This window comes from Streptomyces corynorhini (assembly GCF_003346515.1).
GTDB lineage: Bacteria > Actinomycetota > Actinomycetes > Streptomycetales > Streptomycetaceae > Streptomyces > Streptomyces corynorhini.
The window spans coordinates 42,063-56,088 of the sequence record NZ_QQNA01000034.1; the positions used below are offsets into that span (position 1 = coordinate 42,063).

At 71.3% G+C, this 14,026-nt stretch carries 14 protein-coding genes; 7 read left to right on the forward strand and 7 right to left on the reverse strand.

Annotated elements, in window-relative coordinates:
* The first annotated feature begins 76 nt into the window (after nucleotides 1-76).
* From DVH02_RS06065 to DVH02_RS06075, 3 genes are all read left to right on the forward strand, one after another.
* Nucleotides 77-3,100 carry an FAD-binding and (Fe-S)-binding domain-containing protein gene (locus DVH02_RS06065; protein ID WP_114622648.1) on the forward strand — a complete coding sequence of 1,008 codons (3,024 nt, stop codon included), beginning with the start codon at nucleotides 77-79 and terminating at the stop codon, nucleotides 3,098-3,100.
* Nucleotides 3,101-3,478: 378 nt separating this feature from the next.
* Nucleotides 3,479-4,627, forward strand: coding sequence for a type III polyketide synthase (locus DVH02_RS06070; RefSeq protein ID WP_114622649.1), 1,149 nt, complete (start codon nucleotides 3,479-3,481; stop codon nucleotides 4,625-4,627).
* A gap of 299 nt (nucleotides 4,628-4,926) precedes the next feature.
* The gene (locus tag DVH02_RS06075; protein ID WP_114622650.1) at nucleotides 4,927-5,373 is read left to right on the forward strand and encodes a hypothetical protein; all 447 of its coding nucleotides are present in this window, start codon (nucleotides 4,927-4,929) and stop codon (nucleotides 5,371-5,373) included.
* Between the two features lie 82 nt (nucleotides 5,374-5,455).
* Here the strand turns inward: DVH02_RS06075 and DVH02_RS06080 are convergent, their stop codons facing one another.
* Nucleotides 5,456-7,066 carry a hypothetical protein gene (locus DVH02_RS06080; RefSeq protein ID WP_114622651.1) on the reverse strand — a complete coding sequence of 537 codons (1,611 nt, stop codon included), beginning with the start codon at nucleotides 7,064-7,066 and terminating at the stop codon, nucleotides 5,456-5,458.
* Nucleotides 7,067-7,454: 388 nt separating this feature from the next.
* Nucleotides 7,455-8,285, reverse strand: a complete 831-nt coding sequence (locus DVH02_RS06085) for a hypothetical protein (protein WP_114622652.1) — start codon at nucleotides 8,283-8,285, stop codon at nucleotides 7,455-7,457.
* A gap of 111 nt (nucleotides 8,286-8,396) precedes the next feature.
* On the opposite strand from DVH02_RS06085, the gene DVH02_RS06090 reads away from it, so the two are divergent.
* Nucleotides 8,397-9,074: a DUF308 domain-containing protein gene (locus DVH02_RS06090; protein WP_233518061.1), complete on the forward strand. Its 678-nt coding sequence runs from the start codon at nucleotides 8,397-8,399 to the stop codon at nucleotides 9,072-9,074.
* Between the two features lie 50 nt (nucleotides 9,075-9,124).
* On the opposite strand, the gene DVH02_RS06095 is transcribed toward DVH02_RS06090, so the two are convergent.
* From DVH02_RS06095 to DVH02_RS06115, 4 genes are all read right to left on the reverse strand, one after another.
* The gene (locus DVH02_RS06095; RefSeq protein ID WP_114622653.1) at nucleotides 9,125-9,682 is read right to left on the reverse strand and encodes a DUF1203 domain-containing protein; all 558 of its coding nucleotides are present in this window, start codon (nucleotides 9,680-9,682) and stop codon (nucleotides 9,125-9,127) included.
* 81 nt (nucleotides 9,683-9,763) lie between these two features.
* The gene (locus DVH02_RS06100; RefSeq protein ID WP_114622654.1) at nucleotides 9,764-10,009 is read right to left on the reverse strand and encodes a hypothetical protein; all 246 of its coding nucleotides are present in this window, start codon (nucleotides 10,007-10,009) and stop codon (nucleotides 9,764-9,766) included.
* 494 nt (nucleotides 10,010-10,503) lie between these two features.
* Nucleotides 10,504-10,701 (reverse strand): DUF397 domain-containing protein, encoded by a 198-nt coding sequence (locus DVH02_RS06110; protein ID WP_114622656.1) that lies wholly within the window; start codon nucleotides 10,699-10,701, stop codon nucleotides 10,504-10,506.
* Nucleotides 10,702-10,711: 10 nt separating this feature from the next.
* Nucleotides 10,712-11,560, reverse strand: a complete 849-nt coding sequence (locus tag DVH02_RS06115; RefSeq protein ID WP_114622657.1) for a helix-turn-helix domain-containing protein — start codon at nucleotides 11,558-11,560, stop codon at nucleotides 10,712-10,714.
* A 245-nt stretch (nucleotides 11,561-11,805) separates the two neighbouring features.
* Here DVH02_RS06115 and DVH02_RS06120 point away from each other — a divergent pair, with 245 nt between their 5' ends.
* Both DVH02_RS06120 and DVH02_RS06125 read left to right on the forward strand, forming a co-directional pair.
* Nucleotides 11,806-12,288: an ATP-binding protein gene (locus DVH02_RS06120; protein WP_114622658.1), complete on the forward strand. Its 483-nt coding sequence runs from the start codon at nucleotides 11,806-11,808 to the stop codon at nucleotides 12,286-12,288.
* Nucleotides 12,285-12,485, forward strand: coding sequence for a hypothetical protein (locus DVH02_RS06125; protein ID WP_114622659.1), 201 nt, complete (start codon nucleotides 12,285-12,287; stop codon nucleotides 12,483-12,485). Before DVH02_RS06120 ends, DVH02_RS06125 begins: the two co-directional genes overlap by 4 nt.
* Here the strand turns inward: DVH02_RS06125 and DVH02_RS06130 are convergent.
* The gene (locus tag DVH02_RS06130) at nucleotides 12,476-13,333 is read right to left on the reverse strand and encodes an RNA methyltransferase (RefSeq protein WP_114622660.1); all 858 of its coding nucleotides are present in this window, start codon (nucleotides 13,331-13,333) and stop codon (nucleotides 12,476-12,478) included. The two genes, DVH02_RS06125 and DVH02_RS06130, sit on opposite strands and share 10 nt — an antisense overlap.
* Before the next feature lie 211 nt (nucleotides 13,334-13,544).
* Between DVH02_RS06130 and DVH02_RS06135 the strand changes: the two genes are divergently transcribed.
* Nucleotides 13,545-14,026, forward strand: a 482-nt coding sequence (locus DVH02_RS06135) for a hypothetical protein (protein WP_147286011.1), incomplete at its 3' end; no start/stop codon positions are given.

The window sequence follows — 14,026 nt, forward strand, 5'->3', positions numbered from 1 at the left end:
CGATCGGCTCCCCGGCTCGGCGGCGTCGGCGGGCGAAGAGCCGGGCTCCGGCCGGCCTCCCATGCATGCTGGACGCATGTCTGAGCAGCGGGAAACACCACAGGCGATGACCACCGCGCTCGCGCGGGCGCTCGCCCGGGAAATGCGCGGCGAGGTGGAGTTCGGCTCCGCGGCACGCGCGCTGGCCACGATGGACGCCTCCAACTACCGCCGCGTGCCGGTCGGGGTCGTCGCGCCCCGCGACGCGGCGGACGTGGCGGCCGCGCTCGCGGTCTGCCGGGAGCACGGCGTGCCCGTGGTCCCGCGCGGCGCGGCCACCTCCATCGCGGGCCAGGCCACGGGCGTGGGCGTGGTGCTCGACCTCACCCGCCATCTGCGCGCGATCGTGTCCGTGGACCCCGGCGCCCGTACGGCGGTGGTCCAGCCGGGCGTCGTCCTGGACGAACTGCGGGACGCCGTACGGCCGTACGGTCTGACCTTCGGCCCCGACCCCTCCACGCACAACCGCTGCACGCTCGGCGGGATGATCGGCAACAACTCGTGCGGATCGCACTCGGTGGCCTGGGGGACGACCGCCGACAACGTGCGCGGGCTGTCCGTCACCACGTACGGCGGGGAGGAGCTGCGCCTCGGCCGGGGCCGGGACGGCGTGCTCGGCGGCGGGTCGGGTGGCGCGGGCGCCGTAGCGGGCGCTGGCGCCGGAGCGGGAGCTGGAGCGGGCGCCGTAGCGAGGGCTGGCGTGGGCGCCGGAGCGGGTGCTGGCGTGGGCGCCGGCGTGCGCGCCCTCGTCGATGCCCACCTCGCGCTCCTGCGCACCGGTTTCCCCACCGGGATGCCCCGCCGTATCTCCGGATACGCCCTGGACGCGCTGCTCCCCGAGAACGGCGCCGACCTCGCCCGTGCCTTCTGCGGCAGCGAAGGCACCCTCGGTGTGGTCACCGAGGCGTCGCTGCGGCTGGTCGAGGCGCCCGCCGCGCGCGCCCTCGCCGTCCTCGGCTACCCCGACGAGAGCGCGGCGGCCGAGGCCGCCGCCGGGCTCCTGCCCTACGGCCCGCTCACCGTCGAGGGCATGGCCGAGGACCTGGTGACCGGCGGCCACGACCTGCCGCGCGGCGGGGCCTGGCTCTTCGTGGAGACCGGGGGCGCGAACCCCGCCGAGGCGCGCGCCGCCGCCGAGGCGATCCTGCGCGCGGCCGACGCCCTGGACGGAGCGGTCGTCACCGACCCGGCCGGGCAGCGGGCGCTGTGGCGGGTACGGGAGGACGCGGCCGGCACGGCGACCCGGATGCCCGACGGCAGCGAGGCGTGGCCGGGCTGGGAGGACTGCGCCGTGCCGCCCGCCCGGCTCGGCCCGTACCTGCGCGACTTCCGCGCGCTGCTGGCCGAACACGGCCTGCGCGGCACCCCCTACGGGCACTTCGGCGACGGCTGCATCCACGTGCGGATCGACTTCGACCTGCTGACCGACGACGGCGTACGGCGCTTCCGGCGGTTCTCCGAGGAGACGGCCGCACTGGTCGTCGCGCACGGCGGTTCGCTCTCCGGCGAGCACGGCGACGGGCTGGCGCGCGCCGAACTGCTGCCGAAGATGTACGGGGACGAACTGGTCGCGCTGTTCGCCCGCTTCAAGGACGTCTGGGACCCGGCGGGCGGCATGAACCCGGGCGTGCTGGCCCGCCCCGACCGCCTGGACGATCAGCTGCGGTTCGCGGTGCTGCCGCGCGAACGGGTGGAGGTCGCCTTCGGCTACCCGCACGACGGGCCGGACGGCGGGGACTTCGCGCGGGCGGTCAGCCGGTGCGTCGGCGTGGCCAAGTGCCGCGTCGCCGGGCCGAGTACGGGAGCGGGCGTGATGTGCCCCTCGTTCCGCGCCACCGGCGAGGAGCGGCACTCCACGCGCGGGCGCGCCCGGCTCCTCCACGAGATGCTCGCGGGCGAGGTGGTCACCGACGGCTGGCGCTCGACGGAGGTACGGGACGCGCTCGACCTCTGCCTGTCCTGCAAGGGCTGCCGCAGCGACTGCCCGGTGGGCGTCGACATGGCCACGTACAAGGCGGAGTTCCTGCACCACCACTACGCGGGCCGGATCAGGCCCGCCGCGCACTACTCGATGGGTCTGCTGCCGGTGTGGCTCAGGGCGGCGGCGCCGTTCGCCCGCGTCCTGAACGCGGCGGCGCGGGTGCGTCCGCTGGCGGCGGTCGCCAAACGGCTGGGCGGCATCGCGCCGGAACGTACGATTCCGCGGCTGGCGACGGAGACGTTCGGGCAGTGGCTGCGGGGACCGGGATCGGGTCCGGGTCCGGGATCGGGACCGGGGCGTGGGCGGGAGCGGGCCGTGGACGCGACCGGCCCGGCCGGGCTCGACGTCCCGCCCGGCCCGACCGTGGTGCTCTGGCCCGACACCTTCACCGAGCACCTCTCCCCGCAGGTGGGGCGGGCGGCGCTACGCGTCATGGCGGCGGCCGGGCTGCGCGTCGTCGTACCGCCGCGCGCCCGCGTGTGCTGCGGACTCACCCACGTCTCCACGGGTCAGCTCGACCGGGCCCGTACGGTCATGCGCCGCACCCTCGACACCCTCGAACCCGCCCTGGACCAGGGCCTGCCCGTCGTCGTCCTGGAACCGAGCTGCGCCGCCGCCCTCACCACCGACCTGCCCGAACTCCTCGGCGACGACCCGCGCTCCGCGCGGCTGGCCGCCGCCGTCCGTACCTTCGCGCAGGCCCTGGAGGAGTACGCGCCGCACTGGACGCCGCCCCGCGTCGACCGCCCGGTCACCGGCCAGACCCACTGCCACCAGCACGCGGTCCTGGGCGACGGCGCGGACCGGCGCCTGCGCGAACGCGCCGGGCTGACGGGGGAGCTGAGCGGCGGCTGCTGCGGCCTGGCGGGCAACTTCGGCTTCGAACGCGGCCACTACGAGGTGTCGGTGGCCTGCGCCGAGGACCAGCTGCTGCCGTCGGTGCGGGCCTCGCTGGCGGCCGGTGCGAACGCGGAGGTGCTGGCGGACGGTTACTCCTGCCGTACCCAGCTGGAGCAGGTGGGCGGCCACCGGGCCCGGCACCTGGCGGAGGTGCTGGCCGAGGCGCTCGGGGAGCCGTAGCGACGGATGTCGCCCATTGAGGCCACGCTGAGTGTCGGTGTGGTCGCGTAGCGTGGTGATGAAGCCTTTCTGTGGGCCGGTGAACTGGCGTGGGTCCAGGTCGGGTTGACGGGCTCCACGAAAGGGTGGTCTTTGGTTTCTCCTCGCATGAATCATGAGTTATCGCGGAATTGACTGATAAATGGTGTTGTCTTGCCCATCCGGGCGGGACCACGTGTACAGGGGGATCGCGATGACCGCTTCAGAATCCGCGCCGGCCCGTTCCGAGCGGAGCCCGGCGCCGCCCGGACTCCCGTCCGGCGTGCAGGCACCCCCGGGCGGCCGGGCGTTACGCGCCCGCTCCGCCGCCACCGCCGACCGTCAGGTGGGGAGCTGATCATGGCGACTCTGTGCAGACCGGCGATCGCCGTCCCCGATCACGTCATCACAAGAGAAGAGACGCTGGACCTGGCCCGGCAGTTGCACGCAGGCCACCCCCAGTTGGGCCTCGCCCTGCGCCTCATCGGCAACACCGGCGTCCAGACCAGGCGCCTGGTGCGGCCCATCGAGGAGACCCTCGAACACCCCGGCTTCACCGCGCGCAACGCGGTGTACGAGGAAGAGGCCAAGGCCCGGGTCCCCGAAGTGGTGCGCCGCGCGCTGGACCACGCCCAACTCGCCCCACCCGACATCGACATGATCGTCTACGTGTCGTGCACGGGCTTCATGATGCCCTCGATGACCGCCTGGATCATCAACAACCTGGGCTTCCGCCCGGAGACCCGCCAGCTCCCCATCGCCCAGCTGGGCTGCGCCGCCGGTGGAGCCGCCATCAACCGCGCGCACGACTTCTGCACCGCCTACCCGGGCGCGAACGTGCTGATCGTCGCCTGCGAGTTCTGCTCCCTGTGCTATCAGCCGACCGACCTCGCCGTGGGCAATCTCCTCTCCAACGGCCTCTTCGGCGACGCCCTCGCGGCGGCGGTGGTGCGCGGCGAGGGAGGCACGGGCGTCCAGTTGGAGCGCAACGGATCCCATCTGGTGCCCGGCACGGAGGACTGGATCTCCTACGCCGTCCGTGACACCGGATTCCACTTCCTGCTCGACAAGCGGGTCCCCAAGACCATGGCCATGCTCGCGCCCGCCATGCGCGACATGGCGGCGCCGCACGACTGGGACGTCTCCGGCCTCGACTTCTACGTCGTCCACGCGGGCGGCCCCCGGATCCTGGACGACCTCAGCCACTATCTGGGGCTCCCGGCGGAGATGTTCCGTTACAGCAGGGCGACCCTCACCGAGCGCGGCAACATCGCCAGCGCCGTCATCTTCGACGCCCTGGAGCGCCTCTTCGCGGAGGGCGGCGCCCACCACGGCGCCCGGGGAGTCATCGCCGGGTTCGGCCCCGGCATCACGGCGGAGATCACGTTGGGCACCTGGTCGGACGCGGGCCGGGACACGCCGGGCGCGGCGGGGGCGCCGGAGGCGCGGGCACCGGGCGCGGAGCTGGCCGCCCAGACCCCCGCGCTCCAGGGAGGCGTGCGCGGCTGACGCCGGTCGCGGGGGTCGAGGAGTGGAGACGCCGGGGTGTGGAGGTGTAGGGGTGCGGAGGTGCGGGGTGTAGGGGTGCCGGGGTGCGGAGTGCGAACGAACCAACGGAGGCCCGGCGACCGGACGCCGACGGTCAGCGGCTCCCCCCTCGCCTCCCTCGCCGCCTCCCCCGCCTTCCCGCCTGGCGGTACGGGATCGACTCCGTGCCCTCCACCGCCTCGGCGAGTTGTGGCACTACTGTTGCCGGAACTATGGCCTCCGTCACATGGGGCCTGGGGGTGTTCTGATCAGCTCGACGCATGGCCTCCTTGCTCCTGTTGCTTCTCCCCGCCGGGCTGATCACCGTCTTCGTCCTGGCCGGCTACGGCTTCGGCAGACTCGGCCGGGTCGGTCTCCGGCACGCGGACACCACGCTGTGGCTCCGGAGCGCGAGCGCCCTGCTGATCGCGGGCGCCGCGGCCGTGTACACCTGGGGCCTGCTCCATGTCGCGGGCGCGGTCGTGCAGGCGGAGGACGGCGGCACCAATTCCTCCCCCATGCTCCCCTGCCGTTCGTCGGCCCGAGCGGAGTCCGTGATCGACTACACCGTGGACTACGTACCGCTCCAGTTCGTCTGCCTCACGTCGGACGCCGGGAGGTACGACTCCCGGTCCGTCCCCGGCTACGTCAACCCGGTGGCGTTGACCCTCGCGCTGGCCGGTGTGGTGGTCGGCTCGGCGCTGGCCCTCGGATCGGGTGAGGAGTGATCACCGTCGCGCTGCACGCCAGACGAGTTATTCCGAAGTAGCGTCGTCCGCCCGCCGGGCAGAAGGGACTTCGGAACACGCCCTAGACGGGCGTGGTCTGGGTGCAGTTCTGCCACTCGACCCAAGGTCGCGAGCCGCCCTTGCTCGGTCCCGTGGCGTAGGTCGGGTCGCCGGTGATGGTCTGCTTCTTCTCCTCGTGCGTGATGTCGATGCCGAAGAGCTTGAAGCCGAGGGTGACCTGTCCGGCGGAGACGCCGAAGCCGATGCCCAGTGAGGCGTTCCACCAGTCGGTGTTGGCCTCGTAGTCGAGCCGGGAGAGCTTGGCCTTGTCGTGGAGGAGGGTCTCCAGGGGGCCGGCGTCGTTGCCCAGCGGCTCGGCGGCGTCCGAGGGATCGGGCAGGGCGTCGCCTGCGGGGAAGTCGCCGCGTCCGCGCAGCCAGTCCTCGACGAGGGTGCTGTCGCCGTCGTTGTCGAGGGCCAGATCGGCGGTCTCGGTGTGGATCGTCGAGTGGATCGTCCCGCCGCCGCCACCGACGTCGATGGTCACCGGCACGGGACCGGCGTTCACTCCGGCGCCCACCTTGACCCCGCCGCCGTCCCCGGCCTCCTGGCTCGTGGTGATCGTCAGCTTCTGCGGGTGGTGGGCGTCGCCGTTCTTCTCTTCCGCGTCGTAGGCGGCGGCGTCGTAGGTGACCGCGACCTGCTGCATCTTGCTGCCCTTGCCCTGGACACCCTCACCGGCCTGGCCGCCGACGGAGAAGGTGTAGACGAAGGTGACCGTGCCCGCGTCCGGTCCTGTCTTGGTCCGCATCACCACCACGTCCTCGGTCATCGACGCGGAGAGGAGGTCGGTGGATAGGGAGCCGAGGTCCTTCTTGTCGTCGCCCTTGCCCTTGCTGAAGGACTTGCCGAGGCTGAGCCCACCGGACAGCTCGGTGGTCGACTTGGTGATGTCGACGTCCGGAGCCCGGTCCGGGTCCAGGTCGCCCTTCTTCGCGTTGGCGCCCGCGCTGCACTCCCGGTACGTGTCGAACGGGTCCCCCGTCGGGCCCTTGCCGCACTTCGCCGCCGCCTTGAGGTACTCGGTGAACTGCTTGGCGTCCGCGAGGTTGGCCTCCAGGTCGGCCTGCGGGTCGTCGCTCTTGTTGCCGTTGAAGACCCACTGTCCGCCGCTGCCGCTGCCCTTGGAGTAGCTGCCGCTGAGCGAGGCGCTGCCGCCCCAGTCCTTCAGCCCCGGAATACCGGCCGAGATGCTGGCGGTGACGCCGACGCTGCTGTCGGTCACGCGCTCCAGGGTGACGGTGCCGTCGGACCACTGCTGGACCTTGACCGACTCCGAACTGCTGATCTTGATGAACAGGATCTGGACGACGACGGTGGTCTTCGTCTGGTCCTCGGACAGCAGGCACTTCGCCGGTTCGAACGGGTCGTCCTCGGGCGGTACGACCGGCCCATCGGGGTCGTCGGGGTGGTCACCCGGGTTGTCGCCTTCACCGGGCCCCCCGTCTCCGGGCGCGTCCGGGTCCTGGTGGTCGCCGGTCGCGCACGACTCGGAGCCGCTCAGCGGATGGATGACCCGGCAGACGGCGGACTTCAGCCCGGTCGCCTCGTCCTGGGGTACCGAGAGGCCGACGACGGCGGCGGAGATCATGGCGACGATGAGGATCAGCGCCACGTACTCGGTGCCCGCCACCCCCCGGTCCCGGGCGGCACGCACACCACCGGGAGCGCGCGAGGGAGCGCGGAGAGAGGTAGCAGGGCGAGAGGGAGCGCGGAGAGAGGGAGCAGGGCGAGAGGGAGCGCGGAGAGAGGGAGTACGGAGATATTGGAGGTCCCGGACGCCCTCGACCCGTTTCATCCGCACTCCTCGTCGCCGCAGAACGCCAACTACCCCGAGCCGCATGCAGAGTAGAGGCGAAGCCGGACCCATCAGCAGGGCCCATGGGCCCAGTTCCGGGCCTGCGCCGGACGGGCGAAGGCCCCCGTCCGGCTGGCGGATTCCTGGGGGCCTTCGCGGTATTCGTGGCGTTTCGCGTGAGCAGGGCCAAGAGCGCCGGAGGGCGATGGCCGGAGGGGCGCCGTCAGCGCACGTCGACGTAGTCCGCCGCGCCGACGGTGGAGCCGGTCGTGGTGTTGCCGTTGTACTTCCACCGGTAGAAACCGTCGGTGGAGGCAGTGACGGTGGCTTTGAGCCCACCGGTGCTGCTGGTGGTGGCCGTCTTGACCGTCTTGTACGCGGCCGTGCCCTTGGCGCGGAATTCGAGCCTGACCGTGCGGTCGCCGTAGCCGTTGTACTTCTTCGTGCTCCAGTCCGCCCGGGTCAGCTTGCCCTTGACGGTGATCTTCTTGCCCTTGGTGACCGGATCCGGCGTGGCGTCGGCAGCGGTGACCTTGGCGGCACGCTTGAGACGGACGGTCTGGGACCTCGTCTCGTACTCCGCCGCCTTGACGGCGCCGCTGGCCTTGAACAGGCGGAGCGACACAGCGACCTTCCACGTAGTGGCGTCGCTGTTGGAGCTGACTTGCTTCCGGCTCCGGTGCGGATCGATGTAGAGGTTGCCCTCGCAGCGAGCACGCTTGGAGCTGATCTCGTAGCAGGTGTATCCGCCCGGCCCGATGTAGTTCTTCCCCGTGTCGGCCGCTGTCTTCAGGCTGCCGCGATAGAGGAAGGGATCCGCCTCGTAGGCGTAGGGGTCGGCTGTGCTGTACCCCGATGGCAGGGTGATCTTGAAGGTGAGGGGCGGCTCCACCGCCTTCGACGTGCCGACCACGATCGGCTTGCCGTTGTTGATGACTATGTCCGACACCGTGATGCCGGTGTCCGCCGCCTGGGCCGCCGGCGCATGGAGAATCCCGAGCCCCAGCGCCCCGATGAACGCGGCCGCCACGGCGGTTCGTCTTCCTGGTTTCATTCACGCCTCTTCGAAGGAACCGACACGAAAGGCGACACGCTACCAATGACGTGATCATGCCTGCCGCCGAAATTCCTGGAAGCGCCAAGTCCGCGCCGACGGCGCTCGGCCGTGCGGGAAGCGTGCGCGCCGCGATCAGGGCGCCTCGGCGCCCTGTCTTCCACCACGCCGACGCCCCCGACCACGCCCGCGACCACGCCCGCTCACGCGCACGCTGCCGCGACCGCGACGACGTCCGCCGCGCTCCGCTCGCTCCACCTGATCCGCGTCGCCTTCTCCCTGATCTGGGTGGCACTCGTCTTCGCCACCTCCGCCTCCCTCGTGTCGACGGACGAGCCCACGGTGACCGCGGCCGTACTGCTCGTGATCTACCCCCTGTGGGACGTCGTCGCCACGCTCCTCGAACGGCGCACGGCCGGAGCCGCCACCGGCTCCGTGAGCCGCGTCACCACCGCCAACGTGGCCCTCGGCCTCGCCGCCACCGCCGGGATGATCGTCGTCGCCGCGTTCGCCACCATCGCCACGGCCCTGCTCGTGTTCGGCGTCTGGGCGCTGCTGTCCGGAGCGGTCCAGCTCGTCGTGGGGATCCGGTGCCGTCGCACCGTCGGCGCCCAGTGGCCCATGATCATCAGCGGCGGGCAGTCCGTCCTCGCGGGCGTCAGCATCGCCGCCATGTCCGCCTCGGCCACGAGCGGCCTGTCCACCGTCGCCGGATACTCGGCCTTCGGCGCCTTCTGGTTCCTCGTCTCCGTCATCGCCCTCAGCGTCCGGGGCCGAAGCGCCCGGTGACGCGGGGGGTCTTCCGGGCCGCATCCCGGCGGCCGTGCGGTGCCAGGCGGCTACGGAGTGATGTCGGCCGGGCGGGCGACCTCGAACTGGAAGCAGCCGTACTCCACGGCCCGGACGTGGACGAGCACCACGTCCGGCTCCGCGAAAGCCTCGCCGATGACCCGGTCGAAGGCCGCCGAACCGTCCTCGGGCGAGCCCTCGGGAACCTCGAACAGCCGTCCCCCGACGATGTGGCCCCGGGAGTCGTACCGGCGGACAGCGCGCAGCGCCCCCGGCCGCGCGAACGGATAGCCGCCGGGCGCGGAGCCCGTCGGCCCGTCGCACTCTCCTGCGTGGATGAACACCGGCCCCGACTCGTCGTACGCCCCCGGCTCGGCCCCGGTCGCCGCCGCCCACCGCCTCAGCGGCGCGTACGAGACGAGCGCGATGCGCTCACCGGGCGCGACGGCGCGCAGGCAGCAGCGCAGCGGGCTGCCGACGCTGTCGACGGGAGCGCCGTGCTCGCGCGCGGTGTACGGGCGGAGGGGGCGACCGGCGTCGTCGGTGACGCGGAGTTTTTTGAGGGCGGCGGTGGGGATGGGGAGCGGTGTGTACGTGGTCCTGTTCACGGGGCCAAGTCTTGGTGGCCGTATGCCCGTGTGCTGGCAGGAATCGGACGTGGCGTTCGGGGGTGCGGGAACCGTGGCACGTCAGGTTCCGCCCCTGCTGCTGCGCTTGTTGCGCTCGGCGACACGAGAGCTGAGTTTCGGGGCGGGCGCCCCGGCGGTGGGTGAGGCGGAGGCGGAGGCGTTGGTGCTGGTGCCGGTGCCGGTGCTGGTGCTGGTGCCGGTGCCGGTGCTCCCGGGCAGGTTGTCCTTCGGGACGACGAGCGTGCCGTCCATCCCGAACGTGGCGATGAGCAGCGACAGGTGCTGTCGCGCGGTCAGCCCGTTCACGCGGCCCACCTCCGCAGCCCGCGCCGTACGCGGAGCATCAGCTCGATGTCGGGTTCGGCGAACTGGTCGGGCCCCGGGACCCCGGCTGGGAGGGGGAGAGTCCACGCGGGCGGATCCGTTGCGGGTGACGGGGCGTCGGTCTTCGTCGCGGGCGGGTGGGTTGCGGTCTGTGTGGCCATAGCTGTCGTGCCCTCTCCTCGACGCGTGATGCGGGGGAACAGGGTTGCCCCCTGCCTGCGGCGCCGGCATGACGAGCGGCAGGCGTCGGGGGCAACCCCTAGCTCTCCCCAATGGGGCGCGGGACGGGGAGAGTTGCGCGCCTTGAGAACGGAGTCCCGCCGAAGGGGCCGATCCGGTCGGCGACGCACGGCGACGGTAGCGTCACAGCAGGGTGAGGCGCAACAGTGGTACGTCCCAAAGTTGCGCCGCACAACGGCGGACGCCCCTCATCTGCGGAAATGAGGGGCGACCGGGAGGCGCGGGTTACAGGTTCATCAGATCAGGTGATCGAGATCCCCGGCCTTGACTCTGAACAGCAGGCTGCGCAGCCTTTCGGGGCTTGTTGCGATGATGGTCTCTGGATCTGCGCTCTCGCGCATCATGATCTTGCCGTCGGCGGTGGCTAGTTCGACACAGTTCGGACTGTCATCGGCCCCCGAGAACGAGGACTTCTGCCATATGGGGTCGGTCATGCCGCTTGACTCACATTCCCTGTGCGATGTTTTGGATGAATCCACCCGATTCGTCGGCGTCGAGCGAGATGGCCTCGACCGAATCGAGCAGCGCCCGGTACTTGGCAAGTTGCGCTTCGGCGTCCAAGTATCCGCCGCCGAAGGCGCTATCGATCTGTACGGTGTCCAGCTGAGGGATTGATGCACCCACATAGAGCATCGAGTGCACTGAACCTGTGATCTGGGCATCGAACGGGATGATCCGGATCGTGACGCTCGGCCAGCGGGATGCCTCGTGCAGGAAAGCGAGTTGTGCCCGCATGACCTCAGTGGGGCCGTACCTCATACGGAGTGCGGCCTCGTGGATGAACGCCTCGAACTTTGGCGGATTCGGCCGATCGAAGACCTCGCGTCGCTGCATGCGATGTGCGACCCGGGCATCGATGTCGGCTGCTGGTAGGTCGGATACGCCGCTCGCAATCAATTCGCGAGCGTATTCGGCCGTCTGGAATATGCCTGGGATGTTCAGCATTTGAATCGCGCGCATGTAGACGGCGTGATATTCCAGCTCTGCTTGGTCGAGAAAGCCCAGCGGAAGGACCCTGCGGTACTCCATCCACCAGCCCTTGCCGCGCTCTTCGGCCATGCTTGCCAGTGCGTCGATGAGGTGCTTGTCGGTGGCTGAGCAGTGGGCTGCGATGCGGCGAACCCGTTCTTCGCTCACTCCGTAGCGGCCCGATTCCAAGTGGCTTACCTGTGCGCGTTCTCCTCCGAGGAACGCGGCAACCGCGCTCCCGGACATGCCGGCCCGCTCGCGCAGCTTTCGCAACTCGATGCCCAGCCGCTTTTGGCGGGCGGTTGGGTGTGGCCTTGGCGGCATGTGCCTCTCCCTTGATGGTCCCTACGAGTGTGCCGCCCCACAGTGTCACGGGTCCACCCGTAAGAGTGCGACGGCCGTCCCACTGTTGCACCGTCCCACTGTTGTGCCTTAACGTCCGAAGTGCGATGCAGCGGCATAACGGTTCGAAGTGCAGCTACCTGCACGCTCGTTGACGAGCAAAGGTGGCCAAGGCCACGGGCTGTGAAGCACATCGGCATCGTCATCGTCCGCGTTGGGAGAACGACATGACCACCGTCAACGCCACCGCACACCCCGTACCGCCGCCCCCGCCACGCGGGGATACGTACCGACTCGCCCTGCCCAACACCGCCGCCGCGCCGAAAGTGGCGCGGGAGTTCGTCAGTTCGCTGCTGGGCATCAACCGGCACACCCTGCTCGTCGAGGACGCGCGGCTGTGTGTCACCGAGATCGTCACCAACGCGCACCGGCACACCGCGACGCCGTTCATCCGCGTGCACGTGACCGTGGACCGTAAGCGGGTCACCGTCTGTGTGGCGGACGACGAGCCCTGGGCGCTGCCCGCGACCGCGTCCGTACCCGTACCCGCATCCGGCGCGGACTCGTACGGTGGCGTGGGTGGACGGGGGTTGCTGCTGGTCGAGAGCTTGGCGTGGGCGTGGGGCGCGGTGGTGCACGGGGGATGCGTACCCCGGCACAAGGTCGTCTGGTTCACCCTCGCCGAGCCCAGCCTCCTGGAGGCCGCGTGACGCGGCCCGGAGCCGAGGGGCCGGTCTGGGACTTCGTCGTGACGGGGGTCTTCCTGGGCGCGCTCGCCGGTGCCCTGATCTTCACGCAGGCGCCCGAGCGGATGGCCCGGCCGGAGGGGACGGAGGACGAGGAGACGGAGGACGAGGGGACCGGTCCCGACCGTACCGGCGACGGGCCGACGGCCGGTCAGCCCTGACGCGGTGCCTCGGCGCTTCCGCGCTTCCCCGCCAGGATGCGCTGCCGCGCGGCCTCGTACAGGATCGCCGTCGAGGCGTTCGCCGCGTTCAGGGAACTCGCCGCTCCGGTCATCGGGATGCGCACCGTGTGGTCGCACAACTCGCGCCAGGCGTTGCTGAGTCCGCTGGTCTCGTTGCCGACCAGCAGCAGGAGCGGCTGCGTGAAGTCGAAGTCGAAGACGTCGTGGTCGCCGTGCTCGTCCGTGCCCACCAGCACGATCGGGCGCCCGGCGGCGCGCTGACCGCCCACCCAGTCGGTCACCTCGCGCGGCGACGGCACCCGGACGGCGGGCAGGGCGAACAGTGAACCGGTGCTCGCGCGCACCGACTTCGAGTCGTAGACGTCGGCGGCGTGTCCGGCCACGATCAGGCCGTGCGCGCCGAAGGCGTCGGCAGAGCGGATGATGCTGCCGATGTTCCCCGGGCTGGTCGGGCGGTCGAACAGGACGCCGAGGAAGTCGTCCCCGACCGTGATCCGGCCGAGGTCGTCGGCGGGCATGCCGACCACGGCGATCACCTCGGGGGCGGACTCGCCCTTCTCGCCCAGCTCCGCCAGGAGATCGGGAGCCATGGCGATCTGCTCGGTCCGTACCGTCCGCAGCAGCTCCTGGGCCCACCGCGACAGGCTCCGGCTCTGGTCGAAGACGAGCGCGTGTATCGGCCAGCCGTACTCCACCGCGAGGGAGATGGGCCGTACGCCCTGCACCAGGAACTCCCCGGCGCGCTGGCGCTTGTTGCGGTTGGTGAGCAGTGCCTGCCACTGCTGGAACCGGGCGTTGCGCGAGGTGATCCGCTGGGCCACTGGCACCTGCCCCTCCTGCCCCTCAAGGCGTGACGAGTCCGATGACTCCGTACGGCGTGTGACGCAGGGTATCCGAAGCCGACCGGGGCCACGAAGCCATCACGAAGCGGACGGGCCGGGGGCGCGCGGGTGGTGAACAGGCCGAGGGGCGCTCTACGGTGACGGGGGTCGGACCGGTGACCACCGGGCCGGGCTGACCGGGACCGGGGGGTGTCCGATGGGGCGTTGGTGGCGGCGTGTGCTGCTCGCGGTGACGGTCGGGGCGCTGACGACGGGGTGTTTCGGCCCGCAGCCGCCGCTCTTCGGCCAGGACGGTGTGGTGCCGGAGGAGGCGGCGCGCGTGCCGATGGAGGTGCGGCCCGGCGCCGACGGTACGTGGGCGCTGTACGTACCCGAGCTGGGGCTGCGCGGTCAGGGCCGAAGCCTCGTCCTCCCGGAAGGTCCTTCGGTCAAGGGCTGGCGGAGGGAGCTGCCGGCCGAGTTCGCGGTGACCTCGCACCACCCCGGCGCCGTCCACTCCGCGTTCGTCCGTGGTGCGAGCGTGGTGCTGGTCGGTGGGCGGGAGGGGCGGCGGGGACCCAGCGCGGTCGCCTGGTTCGACGTGCTGAGCGGGCGTGTTCTGTGGACGCGGAACCTGCCTTCGGGCGCCACGGTCCAGCTGTCCGGGAGCGGTCCGCTGGTGGTGGCGGCGTGCGGGGC